General features: G+C 44.6%; 23 protein-coding genes. 6 read left to right on the top strand and 17 right to left on the bottom strand.

Annotated features, from left to right (window positions below; genetic code table 11):
• The first annotated feature begins 18 nt into the window (after nt 1-18).
• Nucleotides 19-1,233, top strand: a complete 1,215-nt coding sequence (locus tag MD536_RS14825; RefSeq protein WP_239601493.1) for an alanine dehydrogenase — start codon at nt 19-21, stop codon at nt 1,231-1,233.
• Here the strand turns inward: MD536_RS14825 and MD536_RS14820 are convergent.
• The 5 genes from MD536_RS14820 to MD536_RS14800 are packed head-to-tail and all read right to left on the bottom strand — an operon-like array spanning nt 1,230 to nt 6,451.
• Nucleotides 1,230-1,868, bottom strand: coding sequence for an ABC transporter ATP-binding protein (locus MD536_RS14820; protein WP_239601492.1), 639 nt, complete (start codon nt 1,866-1,868; stop codon nt 1,230-1,232). The genes MD536_RS14825 and MD536_RS14820 overlap by 4 nt on opposite strands.
• Nucleotides 1,849-2,655, bottom strand: a complete 807-nt coding sequence (lpxA, locus tag MD536_RS14815; protein ID WP_234867093.1) for an acyl-ACP--UDP-N-acetylglucosamine O-acyltransferase — start codon at nt 2,653-2,655, stop codon at nt 1,849-1,851. Before lpxA ends, MD536_RS14820 begins: the two co-directional genes overlap by 20 nt.
• Nucleotides 2,656-2,702: 47 nt before the next feature.
• Nucleotides 2,703-4,109, bottom strand: a complete 1,407-nt coding sequence (locus tag MD536_RS14810) for a bifunctional UDP-3-O-[3-hydroxymyristoyl] N-acetylglucosamine deacetylase/3-hydroxyacyl-ACP dehydratase (RefSeq protein ID WP_239601490.1) — start codon at nt 4,107-4,109, stop codon at nt 2,703-2,705.
• 46 nt (nt 4,110-4,155) lie between these two features.
• Nucleotides 4,156-5,208, bottom strand: coding sequence for a UDP-3-O-(3-hydroxymyristoyl)glucosamine N-acyltransferase (gene lpxD, locus MD536_RS14805; protein ID WP_239601489.1), 1,053 nt, complete (start codon nt 5,206-5,208; stop codon nt 4,156-4,158).
• A 13-nt stretch (nt 5,209-5,221) separates the two neighbouring features.
• Complete coding sequence (locus MD536_RS14800; protein WP_239601487.1) at nt 5,222-6,451, bottom strand: HD domain-containing protein; 1,230 nt, start codon at nt 6,449-6,451, stop codon at nt 5,222-5,224.
• A gap of 80 nt (nt 6,452-6,531) precedes the next feature.
• Here MD536_RS14800 and porX point away from each other — a divergent pair, with 80 nt between their 5' ends.
• From porX to MD536_RS14775, 5 genes are all read left to right on the top strand, one after another.
• Entirely contained in the window at nt 6,532-8,088 is a 1,557-nt protein-coding gene (gene porX, locus MD536_RS14795; protein WP_239601486.1) for a T9SS response regulator signal transducer PorX, read from the top strand.
• Between the two features lie 46 nt (nt 8,089-8,134).
• Nucleotides 8,135-8,440, top strand: a complete 306-nt coding sequence (locus MD536_RS14790) for a hypothetical protein (RefSeq protein ID WP_239601485.1) — start codon at nt 8,135-8,137, stop codon at nt 8,438-8,440.
• 66 nt (nt 8,441-8,506) lie between these two features.
• Nucleotides 8,507-9,223, top strand: coding sequence for an MBL fold metallo-hydrolase (locus MD536_RS14785; protein ID WP_239601482.1), 717 nt, complete (start codon nt 8,507-8,509; stop codon nt 9,221-9,223).
• 80 nt (nt 9,224-9,303) lie between these two features.
• Nucleotides 9,304-10,329 (top strand): ComEA family DNA-binding protein, encoded by a 1,026-nt coding sequence (locus MD536_RS14780; RefSeq protein WP_239601481.1) that lies wholly within the window; start codon nt 9,304-9,306, stop codon nt 10,327-10,329.
• A gap of 75 nt (nt 10,330-10,404) precedes the next feature.
• A complete protein-coding gene (locus tag MD536_RS14775) occupies nt 10,405-11,553 on the top strand; it encodes an acyl-CoA dehydrogenase family protein (protein ID WP_239601475.1) in 1,149 nt (382 codons plus the stop codon).
• A gap of 17 nt (nt 11,554-11,570) precedes the next feature.
• Here MD536_RS14775 and MD536_RS14770 read toward each other — a convergent pair whose 3' ends face one another.
• The 12 genes from MD536_RS14770 to MD536_RS14715 all read right to left on the bottom strand — a co-directional run bounded on the left by MD536_RS14770 (nt 11,571) and on the right by MD536_RS14715 (nt 26,270).
• Nucleotides 11,571-11,774, bottom strand: coding sequence for a helix-turn-helix transcriptional regulator (locus tag MD536_RS14770; protein ID WP_239601461.1), 204 nt, complete (start codon nt 11,772-11,774; stop codon nt 11,571-11,573).
• Entirely contained in the window at nt 11,764-12,240 is a 477-nt protein-coding gene (locus MD536_RS14765) for a hypothetical protein (protein WP_239601459.1), read from the bottom strand. The genes MD536_RS14770 and MD536_RS14765 overlap by 11 nt, the downstream gene beginning before the upstream one ends.
• 157 nt (nt 12,241-12,397) lie before the next feature.
• Nucleotides 12,398-12,577 carry a hypothetical protein gene (locus tag MD536_RS14760; protein WP_234867082.1) on the bottom strand — a complete coding sequence of 60 codons (180 nt, stop codon included), beginning with the start codon at nt 12,575-12,577 and terminating at the stop codon, nt 12,398-12,400.
• A 10-nt stretch (nt 12,578-12,587) separates the two neighbouring features.
• Nucleotides 12,588-13,820, bottom strand: a complete 1,233-nt coding sequence (gene clpX / locus MD536_RS14755) for an ATP-dependent Clp protease ATP-binding subunit ClpX (protein WP_234867081.1) — start codon at nt 13,818-13,820, stop codon at nt 12,588-12,590.
• Nucleotides 13,821-13,858: 38 nt separating this feature from the next.
• Entirely contained in the window at nt 13,859-14,485 is a 627-nt protein-coding gene (locus tag MD536_RS14750; RefSeq protein WP_239601457.1) for a ClpP family protease, read from the bottom strand.
• Between the two features lie 18 nt (nt 14,486-14,503).
• Nucleotides 14,504-15,190: a ClpP family protease gene (locus MD536_RS14745; RefSeq protein WP_262916026.1), complete on the bottom strand. Its 687-nt coding sequence runs from the start codon at nt 15,188-15,190 to the stop codon at nt 14,504-14,506.
• A 331-nt stretch (nt 15,191-15,521) separates the two neighbouring features.
• Nucleotides 15,522-16,901, bottom strand: a complete 1,380-nt coding sequence (gene tig, locus MD536_RS14740; protein WP_239601455.1) for a trigger factor — start codon at nt 16,899-16,901, stop codon at nt 15,522-15,524.
• Between the two features lie 95 nt (nt 16,902-16,996).
• Nucleotides 16,997-17,821 carry a universal stress protein gene (locus MD536_RS14735; protein WP_239601452.1) on the bottom strand — a complete coding sequence of 275 codons (825 nt, stop codon included), beginning with the start codon at nt 17,819-17,821 and terminating at the stop codon, nt 16,997-16,999.
• 92 nt (nt 17,822-17,913) lie between these two features.
• Nucleotides 17,914-22,746: a DNA repair ATPase gene (locus MD536_RS14730; RefSeq protein ID WP_239601450.1), complete on the bottom strand. Its 4,833-nt coding sequence runs from the start codon at nt 22,744-22,746 to the stop codon at nt 17,914-17,916.
• A gap of 39 nt (nt 22,747-22,785) precedes the next feature.
• A complete protein-coding gene (locus tag MD536_RS14725) occupies nt 22,786-24,813 on the bottom strand; it encodes a flotillin family protein (protein ID WP_239601448.1) in 2,028 nt (675 codons plus the stop codon).
• Nucleotides 24,814-24,872: 59 nt separating this feature from the next.
• On the bottom strand, nt 24,873-25,553 hold the full coding sequence (locus tag MD536_RS14720; protein ID WP_239601446.1) for an OB-fold-containig protein: 681 nt from the start codon (nt 25,551-25,553) through the stop codon (nt 24,873-24,875).
• A 3-nt stretch (nt 25,554-25,556) separates the two neighbouring features.
• The gene (locus MD536_RS14715) at nt 25,557-26,270 is read right to left on the bottom strand and encodes a PspA/IM30 family protein (protein ID WP_239601445.1); all 714 of its coding nucleotides are present in this window, start codon (nt 26,268-26,270) and stop codon (nt 25,557-25,559) included.
• Between the last annotated feature and the right edge of the window lie 4 nt (nt 26,271-26,274).

The raw sequence follows: 26,274 nt of genomic DNA, 5'->3' as shown, positions 1-26,274 counted from the left end.
TCCAACTCGATCTATTTCATGTCGCAGCAAAAACCATTTATCAGCACCTCCTTCAGTTACGAAACACTGGAAGAGACTTTGGATGTGAAACCAACCGGCGCCCAATTGCATATTGGTATTCCGAAAGAAATAGCATTCCAGGAAAATCGTATCTCCCTCACACCGGATGCTGTAGGTGTTCTGGTAAGTAATGGCCACCAGGTCACCATCGAGCACAATGCAGGTGATGCGGCTCATTTCCGTGATCGTGATTACAGCGAAGCGGGCGCGCGTATCGTCTATGAAAAAGCAGAAGTGTATAAAGCTCCTATCCTGGTGAAAAGTGCTCCGGTTATTGAAGAGGATATCCCGCTGCTGCAAATGGGCCAGGTAATCATTTCTCCCATGCATACAACGCTGCTTAAAGCTGCCCTGTTGGAGAAGATGATGGACAAAAAAATTACTGCCCTCTGCTTTGAACAACTCAAAGATGAAAGCGGGTCTCTTCCCATTGTTCGTAGCATGAGTGAAATTGCAGGAAGCGCCGTGATGTTAATTGCCGGTCAATACCTGAGTTCGGCTAATCATGGCAAGGGTGTTTTGCTCGGAGGTATTTCCGGAATTCCACCTTCCAAAGTTATCATCATAGGTGCAGGCATCGTTGGAGAGTATGCTGCAAGGGCAGCCATCGCGCTGGGCGCCTCCGTAAAAGTGTTCGACAACAGTGTGTACCGGCTGAAACAATTACAGAATAATATCGGCCACCGCCTTTGGACCTCCGTGCTGGAACCCAAGATACTGGCCAAACAACTCAAAACCTGTGAAGTAGCAGTAGGTGCACTTGGTTCAAGTACCGGCAGAGCTCCTGTTGTTGTTACTGAGGAAATGGTGAGTAACATGCGCCCCGGTAGTGTAGTCATTGACGTTAGTATCGACAGCGGCGGCTGTTTTGAAACTTCCGAAATCACCAGTCATGAACAACCGATTTTCATGAAATACGGGGTGATTCATTATTGTGTTCCAAATATTCCATCCGGATTTGCCCGTACGGCTTCACATGGTATCAGCAATGTTTTGATGCCCTTATTGCTAGAAGCTGCTGAAGAAGGGGGTATTGAAAACCTGATCTGGCAAAAAATCTACCTGCGTAGCGGCATTTACCTGTTTAAAGGAGCGCTTACGCATTTTCATCTCAGCCAGCGTTTTAACCTGAAGTATACGGATCTGAACCTGCTGATTGCAAGCAGGCGTTAACGGTTTTTTTTTGCTACCGGTTTCCAGTCGAGGATGGATAATTTCTCCTGGCAAAATCCATATTCCTGCGGGTCATTACTACTTACAATCACCAGTCGGTTCTGGCTGAACGCAGACATTAATTCCTGGTACATACTAATTCCTGATGTGTCCAGGTTGGAGCAGGGCTCGTCAAGCAATAAGAGTGCTGTATCCGAAAAAATAGCCTGTATCAATTTGATACGCTGTTTCATTCCCGAAGAATAAAATCGGATTTGCTTGTGCAGGGCATTTTGAAGTCCCACACGCTCCAGCATGGATTCAATTGAAAAGCCAGGCAAAAAGGGTTTGAAGGATTGATGAAATTGCAAAAATTCCAGGGCAGTCATCTCTTCAATCAGATCCAGGTAAGGTGCTGCTATAGAAAGTTGTTTGTATACCTGGTCGGGGTCAATACTACCGGTTGTATTTTGCCAGTTTATTTTACCTTCCGAATGTGCCACTGCCCCAGCCAGTACTTGTAATAAGGTGGACTTGCCAGAACCATTTGGTCCGGTTATAGCATAAGCATTGCCGATAGTAAATTCGTAGGAAAGCCCGCGAAAGATCCATTCGCGGTTATATCGTTTACCCGTATCAGATAGAGATATCGTCATCCGTGCTTCCTTTGGTGTATCGTTTGATGATACCCCTCCCGCTTTCCCGGATAAAGGTTACAATTTCATCCCGTTCATCAGTAGCACTGAATTCCTCCTCAATGAATTCCAATGCCTGGGAAGTGTTCATGCCCTTATTGTAAAGAATGCGATAGATATCCAGGATGTGATTGATGCGATCTACACTAAAACCACGGCGTTTTAGTCCCACTGAATTAACCCCTGCATAGGAGAGAGGTGTACGGGCTGCTTTGATAAAAGGAGGTACATCCTTGCTTACCAGTGATCCGCCACTTACGAAAGCATGCTGACCAATCTGTACAAACTGATGCACCGCACTCACACCACCAATAATGGCCCAATCACCAACGGTCACATGTCCGGCCATCTGTACATTGTTACTCATAATTACATTATTCCCAATAATGCAATCATGTGCCAGGTGGCTGTACGCCATGATTAGGCAGTTTTTTCCTACTGCCGTACGACCGCGGTCTTTGGTTCCGCGGTTGATGGTTACAAATTCCCGTATGGTAGTGTCATCGCCGATTTCAACGATGGAGTATTCGCCTTCAAATTTCAGATCCTGTGGAACTGCCGCAATAACCGCTCCCGGAAAAATCCGGCAGTTTTTACCGATGCGGGCACCTTCCATGATGGTCACATTGCTGCTGATCCAGGTTCCTTCACCGATCTCCACGTCCTGGTGAATAACAGTAAAGGGATCAACTTTCACATTGGTGGCCAGCCTCGCGTTCGGATGTATATAGGTATGTGGATGAATCATATTAAAAAAAACGTCAGATTTTTAATCTGACGTGCAAAAATAGGTGTTTATACCCGTTTCACCACCTGTGCCACCATATCGGCTTCGGCACAAAGCTTATTTCCTACATAAACGGTTCCCCGCATTTCGCAGATGCCTCTGCGGATAGGGGCGGAGAGTTCCATTTTGAGGAGCATGGTGTCACCAGGTACAATCTTCTGCTTGAATTTGCAGTTATCAATTTTTAAGAAATAGGTATCATATTGCCCGGCTGGCATAGAGTTGATCGCCAGGATGCCTCCGGTTTGAGCCAGGGCTTCACAAAGCAACACACCTGGCATAACTGGGTTGCCTGGAAAATGCCCGGTGAAGAAAGGTTCATTGAAGGTTACGTTCTTCACTCCCACAATCATTTTATCAGTCAGTTCAATGATCTTATCTACCAGTAAAAAAGGATAGCGGTGCGGTAATGTCTGTTCGATCTGCTGCGCTGTATAAATAGGAGGCTGGTTGCAATCATATACCGGAACATCTTTCAGGTGCCGGTTCTTTTTAATGTACTGTTTGATCTTTTTGGCAAACTCCACATTCGTGCTATGCCCCGGACGGTTGGCTATGATTCTTGCTTTTACCGGGTAACCAATGAGTGCCAGATCACCTACCACATCCAGTAATTTATGGCGGGCAGGTTCATTGGGAAAACGAAGCTCCAGGTTATTGAGGTACCCTTCATGCTTTACTTCCATTTTATCCCTTCCGAAAGATTTTGCCAGCCGGTGCATTTCATCTTCTGTTACAGGCTTGTCCACCACTACAATCGCGTTATTGATATCTCCTCCTTTGATGAGGTTGTTATCCAGTAGCATTTCCAGTTCATGGAGGAAAACAAAGGTTCTGCAGGGACTGATTTCTTTCACAAATTCCCGCATATTCTTGAGTCCGGCATGCTGGGTGCCCAGTACCGGGCTATTGAAATCGATCAGGGTGGTGATCTGGTAATCCATGGAAGGCATGGCCACCATTTCTACCCGCTTTTTTTCATCGTAGTGGTAAATATTTTCATCGATGCTGTACCAGGCTTTGGCAGCAGGCTGTTCCTGAACGCCAACTTCCTGGAGCAGTTCCACAAAGGGCTGTGAACTGCCATCCATAATTGGAGTTTCCGGGCCATTGATTTCAATCAGCACATTGTCCACGCCCATGCCTACCAGGGCAGCCAGCACATGTTCAACCGTGCTTATTCTGGCACCATTATCTTCCAGGGTAGTACCACGGGAAGTATCTGTTACGAGGTCACAATCCGCTTTGATGATGGGTTGTCCGGCCAGATCAATTCGCTGAAACTGAATTCCAAATCCGGGTGCGGCAGGCCGAAAAGTCATGTCAACTTTGACACCGGTATGCAGGCCGGTTCCTGAAATACTGATCTCCGCTCCAACGGTATGCTGCTTATCGGGATTGAAATTTGCGTCCATACTTAAAATTGAAGGGCAAATATAACGCATCAATCCAAAAGGGAAATTAGAGATTCACCCGCTCCGCCAGCAATTGCTTTACTAGTTGTTCCAGTTCCTTCAATCTTTTTTCAAGGTCAGGTAAATTGCGACTCAAGGCCTGGCTGCGCAGGGCACTGGTGTAATCAAAGGCCGGTGATCCGGTTACTGCTGTATTGGGTTGTTTGATGGACTTGCTAACACCACTTTGTGCGTTGATCTTGGTACCATCAGCAATGCTGATATGCCCTACAATGCCAGCTTGTCCGCCGATCATAACATTGTTTCCGATTTTGGTACTGCCACTTACCCCGGCTTGTGCTGCGATTACTGTATTATTTCCAACTTCTACATTATGCGCTACCTGGATCAGGTTATCCAGCTTGGCACCACTGCGAATAATAGTAGAGCCGATCGTTGCCCGATCAATGGTTGCATTCGCACCTATCTCTACATAGTCTTCAACAATTACATTACCGATCTGCGGAACTTTCTTGAAACTGCCATCTGCCTGGGGGGCGAAGCCAAATCCATCACTGCCAATCACTGTTCCCGCATGTACATTGATGTTTTTGCCGAGCTGGCAGTCGTGGTAAATTTTTACACCCGCATGTATGATAGTATTATCGCCAATGCGGACATTGTTACCAATAAAACTGTTGGGGAATATTTTTACGTTGTTGCCTATTACTACGTTTTCGCCAATGTATACAAAAGCTCCCAGGAAAACCTGATCGCCGATTTTAGCCGACTCAGCTACGTAAACCGGCTCCTGTCGGCCAACGAGTTGTTGGGTTTTTAATTCCTGGTATTTGGATAAAAGGGTAGCAAAGGCAGTATAAGCATCCGGTACTCTGATCAACGCGGCTTTAACCGGCTGGCGGAGTTCCAGGTTTTCGTTTATGATAACGATGGATGCGCTGGTAGAATATAGATGATCTTCGTATTTGGGATTGGCCAGGAAGGCCAGTTGTCCGGCTTTGGCTTCTTCGATTTTTCCAAATGATCCCACAGTTGCCTGAGCATCTCCTTCTACTTTGCCATTAATGAGTAGTGCGATTTGTGAAGCACTGAATTGCATAGAATAATTAATTTTATGTAGCCGATCCCGGATCTAAATAGCAAAAGTAGTATTTTTTAATAGGGCGGGATAAATTGTGCTGAATAAGTGCATTATCTACTTCCGATATATCACGTACTGTACCGTTCTTGAAAAGTATACGAATCCTTTCTTCCTTTGGATCATACGTGGTATTACTGGTCTCACCACTAAATACAAAATAGTCCAGTTCTGCTTCCGAGAAGCCGGACTGCTGCAACAGGTTTTGCCGGATAGCAGCTACTTTAGCTGGTTCCATGGGTTCTGCCTGTAACTTCACTTTTAACAGTTTCCGGTTGATCAGCATCCGGCAAAGGGTCGATAATACCTTGTCGGGGTGGCGACTCCAGGTTTTTACAGCAGCCATCAGGTCATAATCATCTAACTGGCAAAAAGCATCCAGCCGATCGCCTGCCAGTGGGAGAGGCGTCTGTTGATTCAGGAAAAGTTCCAGTACGGGAGAAGGAATAGGTAGGTTGGAGCCTGATTGGAGTAAATGTTTGGCCCGACGAATAATATTTACCAGCATCTTTTCTGCTCCCAATACAGTTTTGTGGAGGTAAACCTGCCAGTACATGAGTCGGCGTGCGACCAGGAATTTCTCTATGGAGAAAATTCCTTTTTCTTCCACCAACAGCTCTCCATCCCTGACTGTCAGCATTTTGATTATCCGGTCATATCCAATCACGCCTTCCGATACACCGGTGAAAAAACTGTCACGGGTCAGATAATCCATCCTGTCTACATCCAATTGCCCGGATACGAGTTGATGCAGGAATGGTTTTTCGTAAGTGTTACTGAAAATCTGAATGGCGGTATCCAGTGCACCATCATTTTCTTTGTTCAGCACTTGCATGATCTGCAGGCTGATGCTTTCATGGTGCACGCCTTCGATTAATGTATGCTCGAGTGCATGAGAAAAAGGACCGTGACCAATATCATGCAGCAGAATCGCAATTTTGGCGGCCAGCTCTTCTTCCGCTGTAATCGAAACGCCTTTGCTTTTTAGCTCCTGCAGGGCATTACACATCAGGTGATAGGCACCCAATGAATGGTGAAGCCGGCTGTGTACTGCTCCCGGGTACACCAGGTGCGCGAAAGCCATTTGCTGGATCCTGCGCAGCCGCTGGTAACAAGGATGGCCAATCACCTTGAATACCAGGGGGTGATCAATGGTGATAAAGCCATACACCGGGTCATTGATGATTTTTCTCCGTTCCGCCATTCCTTGCTTTATTTGTTAAATTCTTCTAATAGCTAGCCGGCAAAAGTACGAAGCCGGACAGATAAATTACATTTGAGTCTATGCCAATAGCTAACATACTCTGGGTCGACGATGAAATGGAAAGTCTGCAATCACAGAAACTTTTCCTTGAAAACAAAGGTTATGCCGTACATACGCTTGCCAATGGATTTGATGCGATTGATTATGTTAAGGAACATCCGGTTGATGTGGTGTTGCTGGATGAGAGTATGCCAGGTATTACCGGATTGGAAACGCTGGCCAAGATCAAGGAGATCAATCAACAGGTACCGGTGGTGATGATCACCAAGAATGAAACGGAAAACCTCATGGATGATGCGATTGGCTCGCAGATCAGTGATTACCTGATTAAACCGGTGAATCCCAACCAGGTACTGTTGAGCCTGAAAAAAATATTGGATAATAAAAGACTCGTGGCAGAAAAAACCACTTCTGCCTATCAGCAACAGTTTCGTGATTTATTTATGGCCCTCAACAGTAATCCGGACTACAACGAATGGATGGATATCTATAAAAAATTAGTGTACTGGGAACTGGAGATGGAGAAAAGTGATAGTCCGGAGATGCAGGAAATTTTGCTCTCTCAAAAGAAAGAAGCCAATAACGAGTTTTGCAAATTCATCGCCAAAAACTACTTAGGCTGGGTGCATCCTAAATCAAGCGATGCGCCGATCATGAGCAACACTGTATTTCAGTTTAAGGTATTGCCGCACCTGGAACCAGGAGTTCCAACTTTTTTTATTTTGATTGATAACCTGCGCTTTGACCAGTGGAAAGCGATCCAGCCAATTTTTGCCAATTATTTCCGGATACTGGAAGAAGATACTTTTTACAGCATATTACCCACTGCTACACAGTATGCCAGGAATGCAATTTTCGCGGGACTAATGCCATCAGAAATTGAAAAATCCTTTCCGGATTTATGGAAAAACGATGAAGAGGAAGGCGGTAAAAATCTGCAGGAAGAAGTATTTTTCAAAGGGCAGTTGAAGCGATTAAAGAAAGACAATATCAAATACAGTTATATCAAGGTGGTGAATCACCAGGCGGGTAATGAACTGGTGAGCAATGTTCATAATTTACTTAGCAACGACCTGAATGTGATTGTCTACAATTTTGTGGATATGCTTAGCCATGCGAGAACTGAAATGGAAGTATTGAAGGAACTGGCAAGTGATGAGATCAGTTATCGCAGCATTACCGCCAGTTGGTTTGAACATTCTCCTCTGTTTCAGGCACTGAAAAAAATTGCAGGTAAAAAGATAAACCTGATCCTGGCTACAGACCATGGCTCTGTGCGCGTTAATACCCCTCATAAAGTGGTGGGGGATAAACAGACGACTACCAATCTTCGCTATAAACATGGCCGTAACCTGAATTACGAGCCTAAGGAAGTGCTGGCATTTCGTGATCCGAAGGAAGCGGGATTACCGGTACCTACGGTGAATTCCTCTTTCATTTTTGCCAAAGAGGATGGTTATCTCTGTTATCCGAATAATTACAATCATTACGTAAATTATTATCGTAATACATTCCAGCACGGAGGGGTAAGTATGGAGGAGATGATCGTACCTGTGATCAAAATGTGCAGTAAATAAGGGGCCCGGCCAGCGGCTTTCGGTATTTTTGTATTTTGACAGGCATATGAAGTACACACAGGCTACATTAAACAAGATTGAACAGGTGCTGGAAGAAGCCGGGTATATCGTTCGTATGGAACGCGGTACCTTCCAGAGCGGCTATTGTATCCTTGAACAGAAGAAGGTGGTGGTCCTGAATAAATTCCTGCAATTGGAAGGAAAGATCAATACCATGATGGATCTTGTTCCACAATTGCAGGTGAATCCGGAGGAATTGAGTCCGGAAGCCAAAAAGACTTATTTAGATATTATTGAACGTCACCGCCTGGCTGCTTCCGATGATGCAGCCACTGATTCCAATCAAGCATAAGAATTTCCCCTGTCCACTCCCCTAACCATAACATTTTTAGGAACCGGTACCAGTAGTGGGGTCCCGATGATCGCCTGCGATTGCGAGGTGTGCCGGTCAGTTGATCCCAGGGATAACCGACTGCGGTCGAGTATCCTTGTACAATCGGCCGCAACTACGCTGGTAGTAGATTCTACGCCGGATTTCCGATACCAGATGTTAAGGGCAAGGGTCAGGAAGCTGGATGCTATTGTTTTCACACATCCGCATAAGGATCATATAGCCGGACTTGATGATGTTAGGGCATACAATTATTTTTCACAGCAACCCATGCAGATCTATGCGAATGAAATGACCCAGATGAATATCATCCGGGAGTTTCCTTATGCATTTGCGGAGACACGGTATCCGGGGGTGCCTGAGATTCAGATCAACCAGATTGATATGGATTCATTCACTGTGGGAGATATAACGGTTACGCCTATCCTCGTTTGGCATATGCGGATGCCGGTACTCGGTTTCCGGTTTGGCAATTTCACCTATATCACAGATGCCAACCGGATTGATCCGGATGAGATGGACAAGATCCGGGGTAGCAGTCACCTCGTTCTGAATGCGCTGCGCCATGAAAAACACATTTCTCACTTCACTTTATCTGAGGCTGTGGCGGTAGTGCAGGAGTTGAAAGTTCCAAATGCTTATTTTACACATATCAGTCACCAGTTGGGACTGCACGAACTAATCAATGCCAGTTTGCCTGCTGGAATCCAACTCGCCTATGATGGGTTAAGTATACAGGTATAAAACCGTTTTTTCACGCTTGCACCGGCTTGTTATAAGTAGTAGGTTGTGGTATGAAAAAGAAGGGATGGAAAACGTGGGTCATGGAATATCTTCATTTTTCCAAAAATGAACGGATCGGAATACTGATTTTGCTGGCTGTTATGCTGGCTATTAAAGTGGTACCCTATTATTGGCCTGCAGCTCCTCCGGCTCCGGTAGCGGTACCTGATAGTCTGATTGCCCGTTTGTTGGAAAAGTCGGGAGCTGATACTGTAAATCTTTTACGGCAGCGAGGTAGTTTGTTTGATCGTAAGGAATTTTCAACCCAGGAAGGAATTGCTTCCTCTGCCTATGAGCGATCGTTTGAAAAGGGTCGGCCATTTTCCGGAGCGTTATTTCCTTTTAATCCGAATCTTGCTACTGAGTTGGATTGGCAAAAGTTGGGCGTGCCTCCTAAAACTGTTGGAACCATTCTTAAATACCGGGAGAAAGGAGGGAAGTTTCGATCGGGAGAAGATTTATATCGGATTTATGGAATGCCGAAACAGTTGGCTGACCGGTTGATACCAATGGTGAGGCTGGAATCTGGAACTGGCGTGGCAATACCTGTCACCAATTCATTTGGAGGTGGTAACCAGGATCCTTCATCTCAACGGGTATTGGATAAAGTTGACAGCCGTTTTAATTCTACTGAGTACGGAAACAGGAAACTTGGCGGCTTCAAATCAAAGATGATTCGCATTAACCAGGCAGACAGTCTCGACTGGCTGGCCCTGCCGGGGATTGGTCCAAAATTATCGGGTCGGATCCTGAGTTATAGAAATGCTTTGGGAGGTTTTGTCAGGGTCGAACAGATTAAAGAAGTGTATGGATTGGCTGATTCGGTCTTCCAGCAACTGTTGCCACAACTGGAGCTGGATGGTGTTGCCGTTCGAAAACTGAATCCCAATGCTGCAACCATGGAGGAAATGGCCCGGCATCCGTATATCCGGTGGAAACTGGCGCAGGCAATTGTTCAGTACAGAAATAGCAACGGGGCCTTTCGGGAAATGAGCGATCTGGGCAAAATTCACCTGGTCGATACTAACTTGTTGAAGAAATTAGGACCATATTGTGAATTTAAATAACTAACACTTGTTAGTTTAGCAGAAATAGACTTAGTTTGCGTTATTCATGAACTAAGAACAACAAGCTGATTCTCTATGAATTTTGAACGCCAGGAATTAACTGAACAGGTTGCGCAAACGGCCCGGGAATTTGCCCGCCAGCATATATTACCCAATGTGATGAAATGGGATGAGTCGCAGGAGTTTCCACTCCAGGTATTTAAGGACATGGGGCAATTGGGCCTCATGGGTGTACTGGTACCTGAGCAGTATGGGGGAGCCGGGCTTAGTTATTTTGAGTATGTGGCAATTATTTCGGAAATCGCCCGGGTTTGCGGTTCTGTGGGTTTAAGTTTGGCTGCTCATAACTCACTTTGTACGGGGCATATTTTAACCTTCGGGAACGAAGAACAGAAGCAGCGCTTCCTTCCCAAACTGGCAACCGCCGAATGGATTGGAGCCTGGGGGTTAACAGAAGCAAATACTGGTAGTGATGCTGGCAATATGCGTACCACAGCAGTGAAGGAGGGAGATGAGTGGGTACTGAATGGAACCAAAAACTGGATCACTCATGGGATATCCGGTGATGTTGCCGTAGTTGTGGCTAGAACCGGGGAGCCCCGGACTCGTAACAACGCAACTGCTTTCATTGTGGAGCGTGGTACCTCTGGATTTACCGGCGGCAAAAAAGAGAATAAACTGGGTATGCGTGCGAGTGAAACTGCGGAAATGATATTTGATAACTGTCGTATTCCTGATGCTAACCGGCTTGGTGAAGTAGGCGACGGGTTCAAACAGGCGATGAAAGTGTTGGATGGTGGACGGATTTCCATTGCGGCCCTGTCCCTTGGTATTGCAAAAGGTGCTTTTGATGCGGCTGTTGCATATTCTAAGGAACGCCACCAGTTTGATCAGCCCATTTCCAATTTCCAGGGCATTTCTTTCAAGCTGGCTGATATGGCCACTGAAATAGCTGCTGCTGAATTACTGACCAACCAGGCTGCCGATCTCAAGAACCGCGGCCAGAAAGTAACCAAAGAAGCTGCAATGGCGAAGTATTATGCCAGTGAAGTAGCTGTACGTGTGGCAACCGATGCGGTACAAATTTTCGGTGGATACGGATATACGAAGGATTTTCCGGTTGAGAAATTTTATCGCGACAGCAAATTGTGTACAATAGGGGAGGGTACTTCGGAGATTCAGAAGATTGTGATTGCGAGAGAAGCGATAGGTGGTGAGAAGTGAAACGTCAGACGTGAGAATCACTCGTCGCTTTCGTCCAACTGGAAAAGATCTTCCACCTGCTTACCAAATACTCTTGCAAGTCTTAATGCAAGCACGGTAGACGGGACATACTTATTGGCTTCCATGGCATTGATGGTTTGCCGGCTTACACCTATTTTTTTGGCAAGGTCCTCCTGCGTTAATCCATGAATGGCGCGTTCAACTTTCAGGTTATTTTTCATCTGCATTCATTTTTCTGGATTTGAACAGGAGGTAATTAAAGCGACCAATAAAAATAAGCAAGACGGTGAATACATTGTAGATGAGCACATTCAGGAATGCAAATCCGTAAATGAATAAAAAACAGAAAAGCAGCAACGAATAATTGACCAGTACCGCCCATTGCAGCGAAGACAGCCTTAATCCTGCTATAAACTCATCTTCGACTTTCTCTCGGGAAAATGCAATTAATAAACAGCCCATTAAAAATCCGATCCCGATTAAAGTGCTGGTGATATTCGTTTCAACAATGGAAAACCATTTCTTATCTGAAAGCAAACTATCGTTATAAATGGCAAAAACTTTGGTGGTGATCCAATTTGGTTCATAATCCGTGATATGCAGGTAAATGCCCGCAAAGGCAAAAGGTATAAAGAGCAGCCAGCCAATCTTTTTAAATCGATAGGGAAGTAAGGGTTGCTGTTTCATAATAACTAATTTGATCTAATGTAAAGAATATTTTACTCAATGTAAATAATATTTTACATATTGTAACAAATAATTGACATATTGGAAATGAAATCCTACATAAAAAAAGGGTGCAAGCTGAATGCTGCACCCTGTATTAGTTGAACTCACTGAACTTTTAATCGAGAAAATCGTCTTCCGGTTTTTCCTTTGGACCATACTTATCGAATAAACGATCGATGGCTCCTCCGAAAATCGGAAACTTGTCTTTTGCAAAATTCTTTACGATCTCTACCGCCTTGTAAGCCTGGTCTTCCGTTAACCCTTCCGCCATTAATTTATCTATCAGTTCTTTCATGGTGAATTCGTTACGCCACTTTCAGCAGGCTCATTTTACTCTTATCAAATTTATTCTCCGCATATTCCAGGTTGAGGTGGAATTTGGTTTCCTTGCTGGAGGGTAGTTCAAACATCGCATCGGTTAGAATGCTTTCACAGATGGAACGCAATCCTCTGGCGCCAAGTTTGTACTCCATCGCTTTGGCTACCATGAAATCCAGTACGTCATTATCGATGGTAAGTTCTATTCCTTCAATTTCAAACAGTTTTTTGTACTGCTTGATCAACGAATTTTTCGGTTCGGTTAAAATGCTGCGTAAGGTTTCTGCATCCAGCGGATTCAGGAAAGTTACAACGGGTAAACGTCCCAGTAATTCAGGGATCAATCCAAAATGTTTCAGATCCTGCGCGTTTACAAATTGCAACAGGTTCTTACGGGCAGTTTCCTGTTGGTCTTTGTTGACATTGAAACCAATAGCGTTCGTGTTTACCCTACGGGCAATCAGCTTGTCTACGCCATCAAATGCACCGCCGCAGATGAAGAGAATGTTTTGCGTATTGATCTTAATCAGTTTCTGTTCCGGATGTTTACGGCCACCTTGTGGTGGAACCAATACATCGGTTCCTTCCAGCAGCTTCAACAATCCCTGCTGAACACCCTCACCACTTACATCGCGTGTGATGGAAGGATTATCCCCTTTTCTTGCAACCTTATCGATCTCGTCAATATATACAATCCCTCTTTCCGCTGCCGTTACATCATAATTACATACCTGCAATAAGCGGGTCAGGATGCTTTCAACATCTTCACCCACATAACCTGCTTCTGTAAATACAGTTGCATCAACAATAGCAAATGGAACGTTCAATAATTTGGCGATGGTTTTAGCAAGCAGGGTTTTACCCGTTCCCGTTTCACCAACCATTACAATATTGCTCTTTTCAATATCCACCTCATTTTCGGTGGGTTTCTGCTGGAGTCTTTTGTAGTGATTATAAACAGCTACTGCAAGTACTTTTTTAGCCTCGTCCTGTCCGATTATATATTCATCCAGAAACCGCTTGATTTCGATCGGCTTCTTAACCGTTAACTTGAATCCGGATCCTGCGCCATCGGTACGGGTTAATAATTCCTGTTCGATAATTTCCCTGGCGTGTTCCACGCAGTTCTCGCAGATATGCCCATCCTGCCCAGCAATCAGGATTTTTACTTCATCCCGACTGCGGCCACAAAATGAACAATGTAATGTATTTTTTGCCATACGCTCTGTTGCTTGCTTCCCGCAAAGGTAACCTTTCCTTAGAGTTTTTCCATGATGCCATCTACGATGCCATAATCAATCGCTTCTTTGGCATCCATCCAGTAATCGCGGTCAAAATCCTTCATGATCTGGGCAACCGTTTTGCCACAATTCTCCGCCAGTATCTTAGCTCCCATTTCCTTTACTCTCTTGGTCTGTTTGGCCTGGATTTCCAGATCCGCACTCACTCCCTGCATGTAACCACCCAGACTGGGCTGGTGGATCATCACTTCACCATGAGGGTAAATGAACCTTCTGCCCTTTTCGCCACCACTCAGCAGGATGGAACCCATGGAGGCTGCCAATCCCATACAAATGGTGCTGATCGGACTTTTAACCATCTTCATGGTATCGTAAATAACCATACCACTGGTTACTACACCACCCGGACTATTAATAAAGAACTTGATCTCTTCTTTTTTATCGGCATCCAGGAGTAGTATTTTGGTTACCACTTCTTTGGCAGATTTATCATCCACCGGTCCCCATAAATAAACGGCCCGCTCATCGAAAAAGTATTTTTCAAGTCGCTTATTAAGCATCATCAGCTCATCGCGTTTGTCTTCCCGCTGTTTTTCTTCTTCCTCCTCGTCCATCCGGTAGGAGAAATAATTAGTCCTATTCATAGCATCAATAGTTTAAGATTAGTCTTTATTTTCCTTTCTGGGATTTACCAGTAATACTTCATCCACCAGTCCGTACTCTTTCGATTCCATCGCAGTCAGCCAGTAATCGCGATCACAGTCTTTTTCCACCTGCTTTACGCCTTTGCCGGTATGATGTGAGATGATTTCGTATAATTCCTTTTTAAGCTTACGGATCTCATTTACTGTAATCTCGATGTCAGATGCCTGCCCGCCAATTGCCCCGGACGGTTGGTGCATCATAATACGGCTATGCTTCAGCGCTGTTCTTTTGCCCTTCGTACCTGCACACATTAGCACAGCACCCATGGATGCTGCCATTCCTGTACAAATGGTCGCAATATCGGGTGTGATGAACTGCATCGTGTCGTACATGCCCAATCCGGCGTACACACTGCCACCCGGACAGTTAATATACATCTGCACATCCCGGGTGCGATCAGTGCTCTCCAGGAAAAGAAGCTGCGCTGTCACAATATTGGCCACTTCATCATTAATGGGGTATCCCAGGAAAATGATGCGGTCCATCATCAAACGGCTGTACACATCCATCACCGCAATGTTCATCGGACGCTCTTCAATAATATTCGGTGTCAGGTTGGTTACCTGATATTTCTGGTAATCGTGCAGGGTCAGACTCGAGATGCCCCGGTGCTTGACCGCATATTTTTCAAATTCAGACTTCATAATAATCCTCGTTGTTTTGATAAAAATAAGGCAATGGACTGGTGCAAATACCTTTCCAATTGAAAATCATTGCAAAAAACGGCAGTCGGGCTGACAAAAAGGTATGGAAGAGGGGGTAGGGAAGAGGGGGGAATGGAAGATGGAGGAATGGAAGAAGGGAAACCCCAAATACCGCTCTGGCTGGGAAAAGAAAAACCGTGTGGGGCAACCACACGGTCTATTATATTCTCAGGACATTTATCCTCCATACACCCTTCTCACATTTCACGTCTCACTTTTCACCCTTCTTTCACCTTTCACTTTTCACGTCTCACATCTCACGTCTCACCTCCTAGTGGTGATGCTCCGCCTGCATTTTCTGGAAATCTTCCAGGCTGATCGGCTTTTCATCTCTTGTCACCAGGTTTTCTGCCACATTGAAAATTTTGTCGGTCTGGATGCGGTGATAGCTGTCTTCCACGAATTTGCGATCTTTCATCATTCGTTCTACATAATCATTCACCCAGGGTTGCTCAATGTCAAGTTGTCCCATATTCATGTTACCCATATAGGAAAACAGTTGTGCTTTGGCAAAACCACGCAGATCGTCCTGGTTTACTTCGATTTGATTGTCTTTTACCAGCTGATCTACAATCAGGGTCCATTTCAGGGAGTTAGCGAAAGAAGGATATTCTTTTTCCGCCTGTTCTGCCGTTTTGGGCTGCTCCCCACCCTGCTGCATCCAACGCTTCAGGAAGGATTCCGGAAACTCGATCTGGGTCTGGTCAATCAGGTAATGGTAGATGCTATCGTACAATTGGTTTCGGCTCTGATTATCCAGTTGTAATTCAATATCTTCTTTCAGTGCTGCGCGGAAACCGGCTTCATCAGCAATTTCTTTTCCCGGGAAAATGGCTTTGAAAAGATTCTCATCCAAAGGAGCTTTTTCAACCAGCCCTACTTTGGTAATGGTAGCCTGGAATTTTTTTCCACTGGCAGCAGGATCTTCTTTGGAGAGGCCCAGGTCACTCAGGATCCATTCTCTTTCCTTCTCTTCGAATGCTTCACTAAGGGTCAGTTGAAAAACATCGTCTTTTTTCTTACCCATCAGCTGGCTACGGAAGGCAGGTGCGAAATATTTAACCAGGACAGAGTTATCTTTCTTGGCGCCATCTTCTTTCACGGCGCCATTTTCGTCCAGTTCCTGGAAGCTCAGGTTCAGCACATTTTCTTCATTATCTACCAGTTCTGGCTCGGTCATATTTCCATTCCGAAGTTGCAGGCGATTGGTTTCCTCGTCCAGCATTTCTTCAGAAACAGTGATCTTGTAATAGGGCAATTTGGCAGCTTTGAGGTCGGCAACTCTGATTTCCGGCTTCAGGCCAACTTCAAACGCGAAGGAGTACTCTGAAGGAGACATATGGTCCAGGTTAGCACTGTCGTTCTCCGGCAGGGGAAGTGGTTGAGCGAAAATTTCGAGCTTTTCATTTACCATGAAATCACTCAGTTGCTTTTCTACCGTGCGCAATACCTCATCAGTAAATACCGACTGACCGTGCATTTTGCGAATCAGGCCGGCCGGAACCATTCCTTTCCGGAATCCGGGGATATTTGCCTGCTTGCTATAATTTTTGAGTGCTTTCTCGAAGGAGGGCAGGTAGTCTTCTTTTGACAGTTTCACAGTAATCTTGTCGTTCAACTGGCCAATATTTTCCCTCGTTACGGTTGCCATAAATGGTGTTTTTTGTTGATACAAATGGGCAAAAGCAGTTTTGCTTGCCTTAAAATGGGGGGCAAAGGTAAGAAGCAATTGGCAATTGACAAGTCCTATTTATCCTGAAGAACCAACAAAGGAATTTCCGACTGGTACACCATTTCACGGGTATGACTTCCGCTGAACAGGCGTTCCCACCAACTGTGTTTATGAGCAACCATTACCAGCACGTCCGTTGGATGGTCGTGCAGGTATTGTTTGAGGGATTCTTCTACCGATACATGTTCCAGGTCGAGATAACTATGGGGTATTGTTTCCAACATGGGATCCAGCCGTACCTTGCCTGCTATCTGTTCGGCTGACATAATTTCACCCGGTCTTTGTACATAAACGATTTTCATATGCATATCAGGCTGATTTCCTGATAGAACCTTAAGCATTTTCAAGCAACGCAAATTCATCGTATAGCTGAAATCAGTAGCGTATACCACCTGCTTCCAGGGTGCGTAAACCGATTGCTCTGGTACTACCAGCACTGGTACGGTAGACTTCCTCATAATGGCTGCTGTGGTGCTTCCAATCAGTTTGTCAAGGGTATTCGTTACTCCACGCATCCCCGTTACCACCAGATCGGCTCCGATTTCAGTTGCCTGGTATACAACTTCATCCGCCGGAAGTCCAATCGTCACCAGCGTTTGAACCTTGATGTCATATTGGTTTTCCAGTCCCTCCGCCATTTCCTTCACCAGTTTCTCATTGTCTTTCTGCAATTCTTCCACGGAAACCATCACATAGGGAACTTCGCTTACAGGTGTGGGTAATAGATAGGCATGCAGTAAAGTGAGAGTTGCGCCATTTAATTTGGCAAGGGCTGCAGCATAAGCGGCGGCACCGCGACTAGGATTCGAAAAATCGGTAGCAACCAGGATAGCGTTCATGATGGTTAATTTTATTACCTGAAATTACACTACCCTAATTTAATGAGAACCTGATATTTGTCAGGTTAAATTGTGATTATTTCAAAACCTGCTCAATTTTTATTTCGTAGTGCATCCGCGATAGCTTCGAGTTGCTCATTAAAAGCACTCATTTGCTGAAGAAATAGACCCGTGCTGTCCTGGCCGGCCATTCCCCCAAAACGATTGTTTTTCCTGAAGATAGATTGAATCTCTTTCCAGCGGGTTTCCTCTTCTTCAGTAAGCAGTCCAGCGATTTCTTTCAGTTTTAACAGATTGGCTTCTGCGTCCGAAGTGAGGGTTTGTGATTCTCCTTCATAATGAGCACGGATCAGGTCTCTTATCTCCTCCTCATTCATCAATGGTACCACCCTTCCTGCCAGCTTGTTCATATTGCGATAGGATCCCTGCAGTTTGAATGCCGGTTCCGTTCGGTAGGCGTCTTTCATGGCAGCACTGGCTATGTATTGCTGATTGACTTGTATAACGATATTGCGTATGCGAAGCATGTGTTTCAGTACTTTCATCGCATCTTCCAAATCCTGCTGGCTGTGATTCCCCTCCAGTTCAGGTATGGTTTCTGCTCCGTCCTCCAGGTATTGAATCAGTTTGTAGAGGTCCGTAAAACTTTTATTCGTGATTTTCTGCAGGTAACTGTTTTCGGCTACGGAGTTTTCAATCAGGCTCAGCTGGAATAAGGAATCTGAATTGCCAATTACGTCTCCGAGATTATACACATCTGCCCGGTTGGCCAGCATGTCCGGTATTTTGAATTGTTCACCGCTTTCTGTATAAGGGTTGCCCGCCATTACTACACAGAATCGTTTTCCACGGAGGTCGTAGGTTTTACTTTCTCCTTCAAAAATGCCATCCATTTTTCGTTGTCCATCGGCCAGTGAAATGAATTTTTGCAGGAATTCCGCACTGCAATGCTGGATATCGTCAATATAAAGCATCACATTGTCGGCCATCTCAAAGGCCAGGTTGATTTTTTTAAGTTCTTCCCGGGCACCTGATGTGGTAGCTTCCAATGGATCAATGGAGCTGATCTTGTGTCCGATAGTCGGCCCATTGATTTTCACGAAATGTAGTCCCATCGTTTTTGCGAGGTATTCCATCAATGTGGTTTTACCATACCCTGGAGGTGATACCAGCAAAAGCATGCCCATCCTTGCGGTTCTTTTATCATCACCTGCAGCCCCGATCTGTTTGGCCAGGTTCGCCCCGATTAAAGGAAAATAAACTTCATTGATCAAGCGGTTACGAATAAACGAACTTAATACTTTAGGTTCCAGCTCTGAAATCTTCAGCTGGTTGCGATAGGTTTTGATCAGCTTCCCTTTTTCCTGGTTGAAAGCTGTGAAAGCGGGTACTATGGTACGGTTGTATTGCTGAAGTTTTTCAATAAAACTGTGAAAATGCAAGGAATATTTTCCATCCTGTATCACAGTATGTGTTCCTTTTAGTGTATCCAGCACCGTTATATCAGCACCAGTTTTTTGTTTAAAAGGATGCTGGCTGAATACCTGTAATGCAACTGCTTCGGTCAGATACCAATTGGTTGTTTCACCCGGAATAGTATGAAGATAAGCCTGTAGCCAGCTTTGAATTAATTGGAATCGTTCCCGATTGGTAAATTCCTGGTTTTCGGTTTCCTGGTGAAATGCCTCCAGTCGTTTGTTTTGCTGGAGGTACTCCTTAAAGGATTTTGTCAGCTGGTAAGCCTGCTGGCTTGTTGTGAAATCTTTATTTACTGAAAACTCCCGGTACAAATAGACTGCCATCTCTGCGGCGGTTTCTCTATTTATTGTCGGTTCAGTCTTCATAATAGTGCTTACGATTTCATTCTCAGCAAATTCAAACTGCCTGCTTTGAGGAAAACTTTTTTCAATGGAATGGGTGGCAGTTATTAATTGCCGGAGTCGTTTCTGCACCGGCTCATCCAGCTCCATCCAGAACAATTGCGCACTGGCTCTCAGCTTTGGTGAATAATGAAGGATGCCCAATTCTTCCTGTAGCTTTTTCAATGCCTGGTAAATTGCTAAAGCATCTGTATTATGTACCCCTTTAATATAACCTGCCGCGAAATCACGTTCCGTTTTTTCATTGATATAAGCAGCAGCATCCCAATCCTGTGCACCTTGTTTACCCGCCAGGAAAGCATCATAGGCAAGAAACTCGGCGCGATATACTTCCTTATTTTCTGAAATTATCTCCTGGTCCCATATAGACTGATAAGCATAGAGTTTTTCCTCCCGAATCTCCTTGTAAAAACTGGTACCAAGTAAATGGTAATAGAGTTGTTCATTTCTTCTTACAATATTCAGATCCAGTACCTGCTTGTTTACAATGAACTTGTAATTGCCGAGCGATAATATGTTGTTGCCGCCAGTAAAGAGTTCAGTTTTATCGCGAAGCTGACGAAGCGCATTTTCCTGGGTCAGCTTGATCAGGTTCAGCAAATTTTCGGCCTTGGCTACATCACCTAAAGTCTTTAATTCTTCAGCCAGGTTACGAACCTTATCAATCATAAGGTCCGATGCAAAAAATGCATAGATGCTTTCTTTCTTATCGAGCGACTGAACCTTATTTTCAATATTCTTTAGTACCCGCAAACCGATTTGTTCCAGGCTGCCGGTTCGTTTATTGATTTGTGTTAGCAGGATTTCTTTTTTACCACTAAACGCTTTACTGATGTCCTCTCTTTTTTCTGCGATCTTCAGTACAAATTCCTCAAAATCGGCGAACTTACTCTCCAGTTCTTCAACCTGGATGCTGATTTTCGTAAAGTATTCATCGGCTTTTTCAGGGGTATCGGAGAGGTCCAGAAAGTTTACCATGCTTTGTTCCAGTAAGGTGAGCTGTGCATGGAACTCACCCGTAAGTTCCCTGGTCTTGAGGTTGGAAACAGTTCGGGTTAACGCCGCTTTCACTTCATTTAAGGAAGAGAAAATAACAGCGATTTTTTCAATAATCCGCGTGGTTTGTGTGCTGTCTTCAATTTTAAGGCTGTTCAGGATATCAATCACCATTTCCAGTTGTTTGGCGATTTCCTGAATGGCCTCTGAAACAGGTTGCGCATCCACTGCTTTTTGAATGCGCTCAATTGCCTGCTTCTGGTCAGCCACTTTCTGTTCGTAGGGTAACAGTGCTTCTTCCTTCAGCAGGAACTGTACGGTATCCTCAGAAAGCGACTGGTTATAGGTCTGCAAAACCTCTCTCAATTGTTGCACAGCTTCTGTATCAACATACTTAACATTAAGCAGATCGATTACAGTGCCCTGCATTCCGCGGGTATCCGCCAGTATTCGTACCAGTTGATCCAGTGTTTGAATGGAGGCGTTCTTGATGTCGATCACCTGTTGCTCCACTTTTTTCTTCATGGAGAGCAGCACTTCCCGTGCATGCTTGCGTTGCGACTGCACTTTTGCAAATTCATCTATTGCTGTATTGGCGATAGACTGGATCTGCGTCAGTGGTTGAGCCAGGTTGCCTGCCACATCCTCTTTGATCCAGAAATAGGCATCCAGGATATCCGACGATTTTTTCAGGATATCTTCATACAGTCCTTCGTAACTGTCTTCCTTTTGAATCAACTGCAATACTTCCTGGCATTCACTCATGGCAGCCACAATGTCTTTGTTGCCGATTTTGTAGAGATAATTATTGACCAGTTTCGGATTCTCCTGAAGTGTACTGGTATAGGGTGTTTGCCAGATCTGTACCTGGTGATGACGGATCGCTTCATTTTCAGACCGGAAATAAACTAGTTTACCATCATCATAAATTGTATATCCATTGCAGATAATCGGAGTTTCCACCTGCCGGGAAATTATGTTATAGGACATCAGTACATAAATGTTGGATGTCCGCTGGTAAAAGCAATACAGAAAATCTTCACCGTTGGGGGATGCGGTACTTTGTATGAATTCAAGATCCGTTAGGCCGTTTTCAAATAGTTTGTATTCACCGCTCTGAAGGTAATATCCATTCGAAAAAATTATACCCTGGTTCTCCGGCAATACAATACCCGCTTCTACCAAACTGGGTATGGAGGTGACCTCCTTCGTCCTTACATTAAAGATATAAGCCCGGAAATCTTCCTGGTAGGGTTTGATCTTTATGGCGATCAGGTTACCCAGGTCGGCATAATAATAGAAGGCATCATCCAATTGTTGATCCCGGTTATTTACAGGGTCTGAAAATATGCCCTTTCCGGTATCTGTATTGTTTTCAATCTTGAAAGTGATATCACCATTCAATGCTTCAATAAACACTTTATCCAAGATGGAAATATGCGGATGTACACCCAGCCTACGGTTGCTCAGATCGGTCTGGATCCACTTAAAATCATGTTGAGCTGCTTTTCTGACCTCGTGAATACTCCGGTCGTCCTGGTAGATCAACTGTCCATTTCGGATCAGCCATTTGAATGCTTTTCGGTCATCCGGATTTTTGCTGGTCTGAAATACCATGTACAGATAATTCTGCTTTTGATGGAATCCGGCAAAAATGGAGTCTCGATAGTATTTATAAAGGTTGGTATAATCAGTTATAAATGCGGGATCTTCCAGTATACTTAATGGCTGAGGCTCAAAGTGATCGCCTGTGAAAGTATAGATGCTGAATACATCCGATAATTTGATATCCTCCCGAAGTCCAAAGTGAACATTATAGGCGAAGAGGGTAGTATTACCGATGGCAGTTATGCCCCGGGCCACGCCATTGTTGTCCGTACTGATACGTTGGTTGGCGATCAATTGAAATCCGGAAGAATTGAAAATCTCTTTCCTTGCCTGGTTTAATTGTGCCAGTCTGCCGGACAATTCAATGCGTTGTTCCTGCAAACGGTTCCGGATGATTTCATATGTGCCTGCATCCAGCACATCCTGTCGGTTTGTATCCATTCCTGCTTTTACCTCCATCAATCAATCATTCACTTACGGTTAGAGCTTTTTGTTAGAAATGCCCAGACTGCTCGCCAGGTTTGCCAGGTTTAATAACATCGGGCGGTCGGCGTCTGAACTCTGTTGTTGCATTTTCAGAATGAGGCTGGATATGGTCAGGTTCTTGATATCATTTGTGGAGATATTGTACTTGTCGGCAAATTCCCGTATACGTTCGAGGAGATCACCACTGTTGCTGCCATCGCCGATCAGCGCCTTCTTTATATCCGTAGCATGTTCACTTTCATTGATCAGACGGTCAAATCCTTTGGCGTTGGAAATCTGGTTTACTATATTCCGGAAGAACATGGTTTCACCTCCAACAATATCGATTTTCGCAGTGCGCAGGGCTTCAGCCAATACATCGGCCTGCGCGTCTGCGATATCTTTCTGAATGTGAATTTGCGCCAAAGCGATGTCTTTTTCTTTCTGGAGCAGCAGTTTGAATTCTTCGTGATCCTTACCAACCGCATCCAGCTTCTTCATGGCTTCTGCTTTCTCCTGGATTCCTGCTGCTTCTGCAAGCGCTTTTTCCCTGGTTACTTCCGCCTGTGTCAACCCTTCCTTGCGTTTAGCTTCTGCAATTTTTTCAATCACCGTTGCATCCACTGCGCCCTGGCGTTCTGCTGCTTCAGCTTTTGCAATCATAACTTCTGCTTCAGATAAGCCAAGGGTTGCTTCTTCTCTGGCCTGGGCATCCGCCAAAATCTTCCTGGCTTCTGCCTGTTTAACAGCTGCTTCTTTTTTAGCCTCTGCATCGATGATTAATTGTCTGGCTTTTTCCTCGGCAGCTTTCTTATCTGCTTCGGCAGCTTTTACGGTGAAGATGAGTTTTTCTTCGGCTTCCCGACTCGCTTCTGTTATACCCACTGTTTTATTACGCTCAACTTCACGGAAGGCTTCGAGGTCTTTGATACCCTGTTGTTCCTCCACTACGCCCTTTTCCAGGCGAACCCGTTCCTTAATTACATCCTGAATATTCTTCCGTTCCACTTCCACTGTTTTCTCTTTCTCAATTTGCGCCAGTGTTACGATCTTTTCTCTTTCGGTTGCTTCGAGTGCCCGGTCTTTTTCCACTCTTTCGGTTTCCACAGCATCGGTTCTGAGTTTGTTTTTCTCTGCGATTATGATTTGGCGAAGTTTGTTCTGTTCTTGTATGGCGAGCGACTCTTCTGTTTTAATTTTCACCGATTCTGCTTTCAGTCGCTCTTCTTCCCTCACTTTCATGATCTCCGCATTTTCGCGTGCTTTAATATTATCGATTTCGCGGCGTTGCTTTTCTTCCTTCTCTGCCATTTGACGTTCCAGCTCAAGGATTGCTTCCCTTGCTTCCACGTTTTGTTTCTTAATTACTTTTTCTTCTTCCCGCTTGATCAGGTTTGCTTTGATGTTTTGTTCTGCGGTTAACTCCGTAATTTTTTTGATACCCTGTGAGTCAAGGATATTCTGGGGGCTCAAAAAAGAGATTTCTGTTTGTTCCAGGTAATCAATCGCGCAGTCGTCCAGGATATACCCATTCAGATCTGTACCAATGATATTGAGAATTTCTGTTCTGAACTCACGACGTGCTTCATAGAGTTCGATAAAATCGAATTTCTTTCCCACAGTTTTCAGCGCTTCAGAAAATTTGGCTTCGAATAAATTGCGGAGGGTATCCACATCACTGGCTCTTTCAGTGCCTATAATCTGGGCTACATTGAGAACATCGTCCACGTTTTTATTTACGCGTACAAAGAAGGCCACTTTGATGTCTGCCCGGATATTATCCTTACAGATCAGACCATCGTTTTCCATCCGGTCGATCTGCAGTTTTTTAACGGAGATATCCATGATCTCCATTTTATGTAAAATGGGAATCACATACATTCCTTTGTTGAATGCAACTTTACCACCACCAACGCCGGTACGCACAATGGCTTTACCCTGCGGAATTTTTTTGTAAAAAGTGGCAAATGCAAATAATACGATGAAAATCAGAAAAACGATACCGCCGATCAGCAGTAGGCTAATGCCGCCAAGTGCTCCCATAGTTGATTAAAGGTTTACAGGTTATATGTTTGGTTGGTAATATACTAGCAGAATCCAGTTTATACAATATTGGACAGATTTATTTCCGGAATAACTAGATAATATTTTTTATCTGCTGATTCATCGGCAATCATGACCTGGGCATCATAGAGTAGGGCTTCTCCTGTTTTGCTTTTTACATTGATCCGGATGATATCCGACTGGACTTTGAGTTCTGCAGCGCCAATGGTTTCACCGGAAATAGTTGAACGCATAATGGCATTTCGTCCGATAAGATCTACCGCTTCTTCGCCGTTATATCCCATTGCAGCGTATACTTTCACCAACGGTTTGGTGGCATATCGGGTGATGAAATAAGTGACAAGGAAAACCGGTAGCAGGATAAAAACTGATTTCCATCCCCATGCTGCCAGGCCAAGGGTTACAGAAGAAACCAGAGTTATGATCCAGGCGATAAATTTAAAAGTAGAATACACTACCATAAATGGCACTTTGCCGATATTGATATATTCCAGGGCCTTATCGAAAAAGGATTTGTCGCCACTGGAATCGCTCAGATCTGATTCGGTATCTGTATCTACATCTGCTCCATGTACATTCATGTCTGCCTCTGCTCCCCCGTCTCCAAAGAAATCCCCGGCAATAAAAGTAAAGAGCCAGTAGATAGCAGTGATGCCGGTTAATACCGTCATTATAGCATTACTCAGCGGATGAAACAGCAGATCAAAAAAATCAGACATAACTTAAGCAAGGTTTTGATTTATTCCTAGTTTTTCCTTGATGGCTTGTAAGTCTTTTTCAATGGAAAACGAATCATCTTTTACCAAGTCGTTCAATTCATCTTTTAAGTTGCTTTTGGCACCGGCAATTTCTCCATAAGCTTTTGCCAGGGCCTCCTGGTCTTCCACTTTGTTTTTCATTCGTTCAAGCATAGCAATGGTTCCGTTGGTATCCAGTTGGGCAAGTTGTTTATTTACCTGTTCTGTAGCCTTGCTTACTGTTGCTCTTGCTTTTAAGGTCCTCAATTCTTTTTCCCATTTCTCCATATTTTCCTTAAGGATCTCTGTGTTCCTCAACATCTCCCGGGACGACTGCTGCAACGATAGTACCTGGTTGCCCAGTTCCTCCGATTCTGTCCAGAATTTTCTTCGGAGTGATAAGGCTTCCCTAGCTAACGCTTCCGCTTTATTCATATCTACCTGGCCAACCTGCGCCTTCTGCATGATTAAAATAGCTTTTTCTGCATAATTCAGCGATTCTTTCTGGCAATGGAGTTGTTCATTTTCGGTTCGGATGGCAAGCGCTTTTACTTTCGCATATGCTTCAGTGGCATCCGCCAGGTCTTTGCGAAGTTCCCTCAGTCCCTGTTCTGTCATTTTAACCGGATCTTCCATTTTTTCAACCGCGGCATGTATTTCAGCCTGTCCGATCCGGAAAAGTCGTTTAAAAATGTTCATGTTT

The organism is Flavihumibacter cheonanensis (genome assembly GCF_022352215.1).
Lineage (GTDB): Bacteria > Bacteroidota > Bacteroidia > Chitinophagales > Chitinophagaceae > Flavihumibacter > Flavihumibacter cheonanensis.
This window is presented reverse-complemented; position numbering and strand designations above follow the sequence as displayed.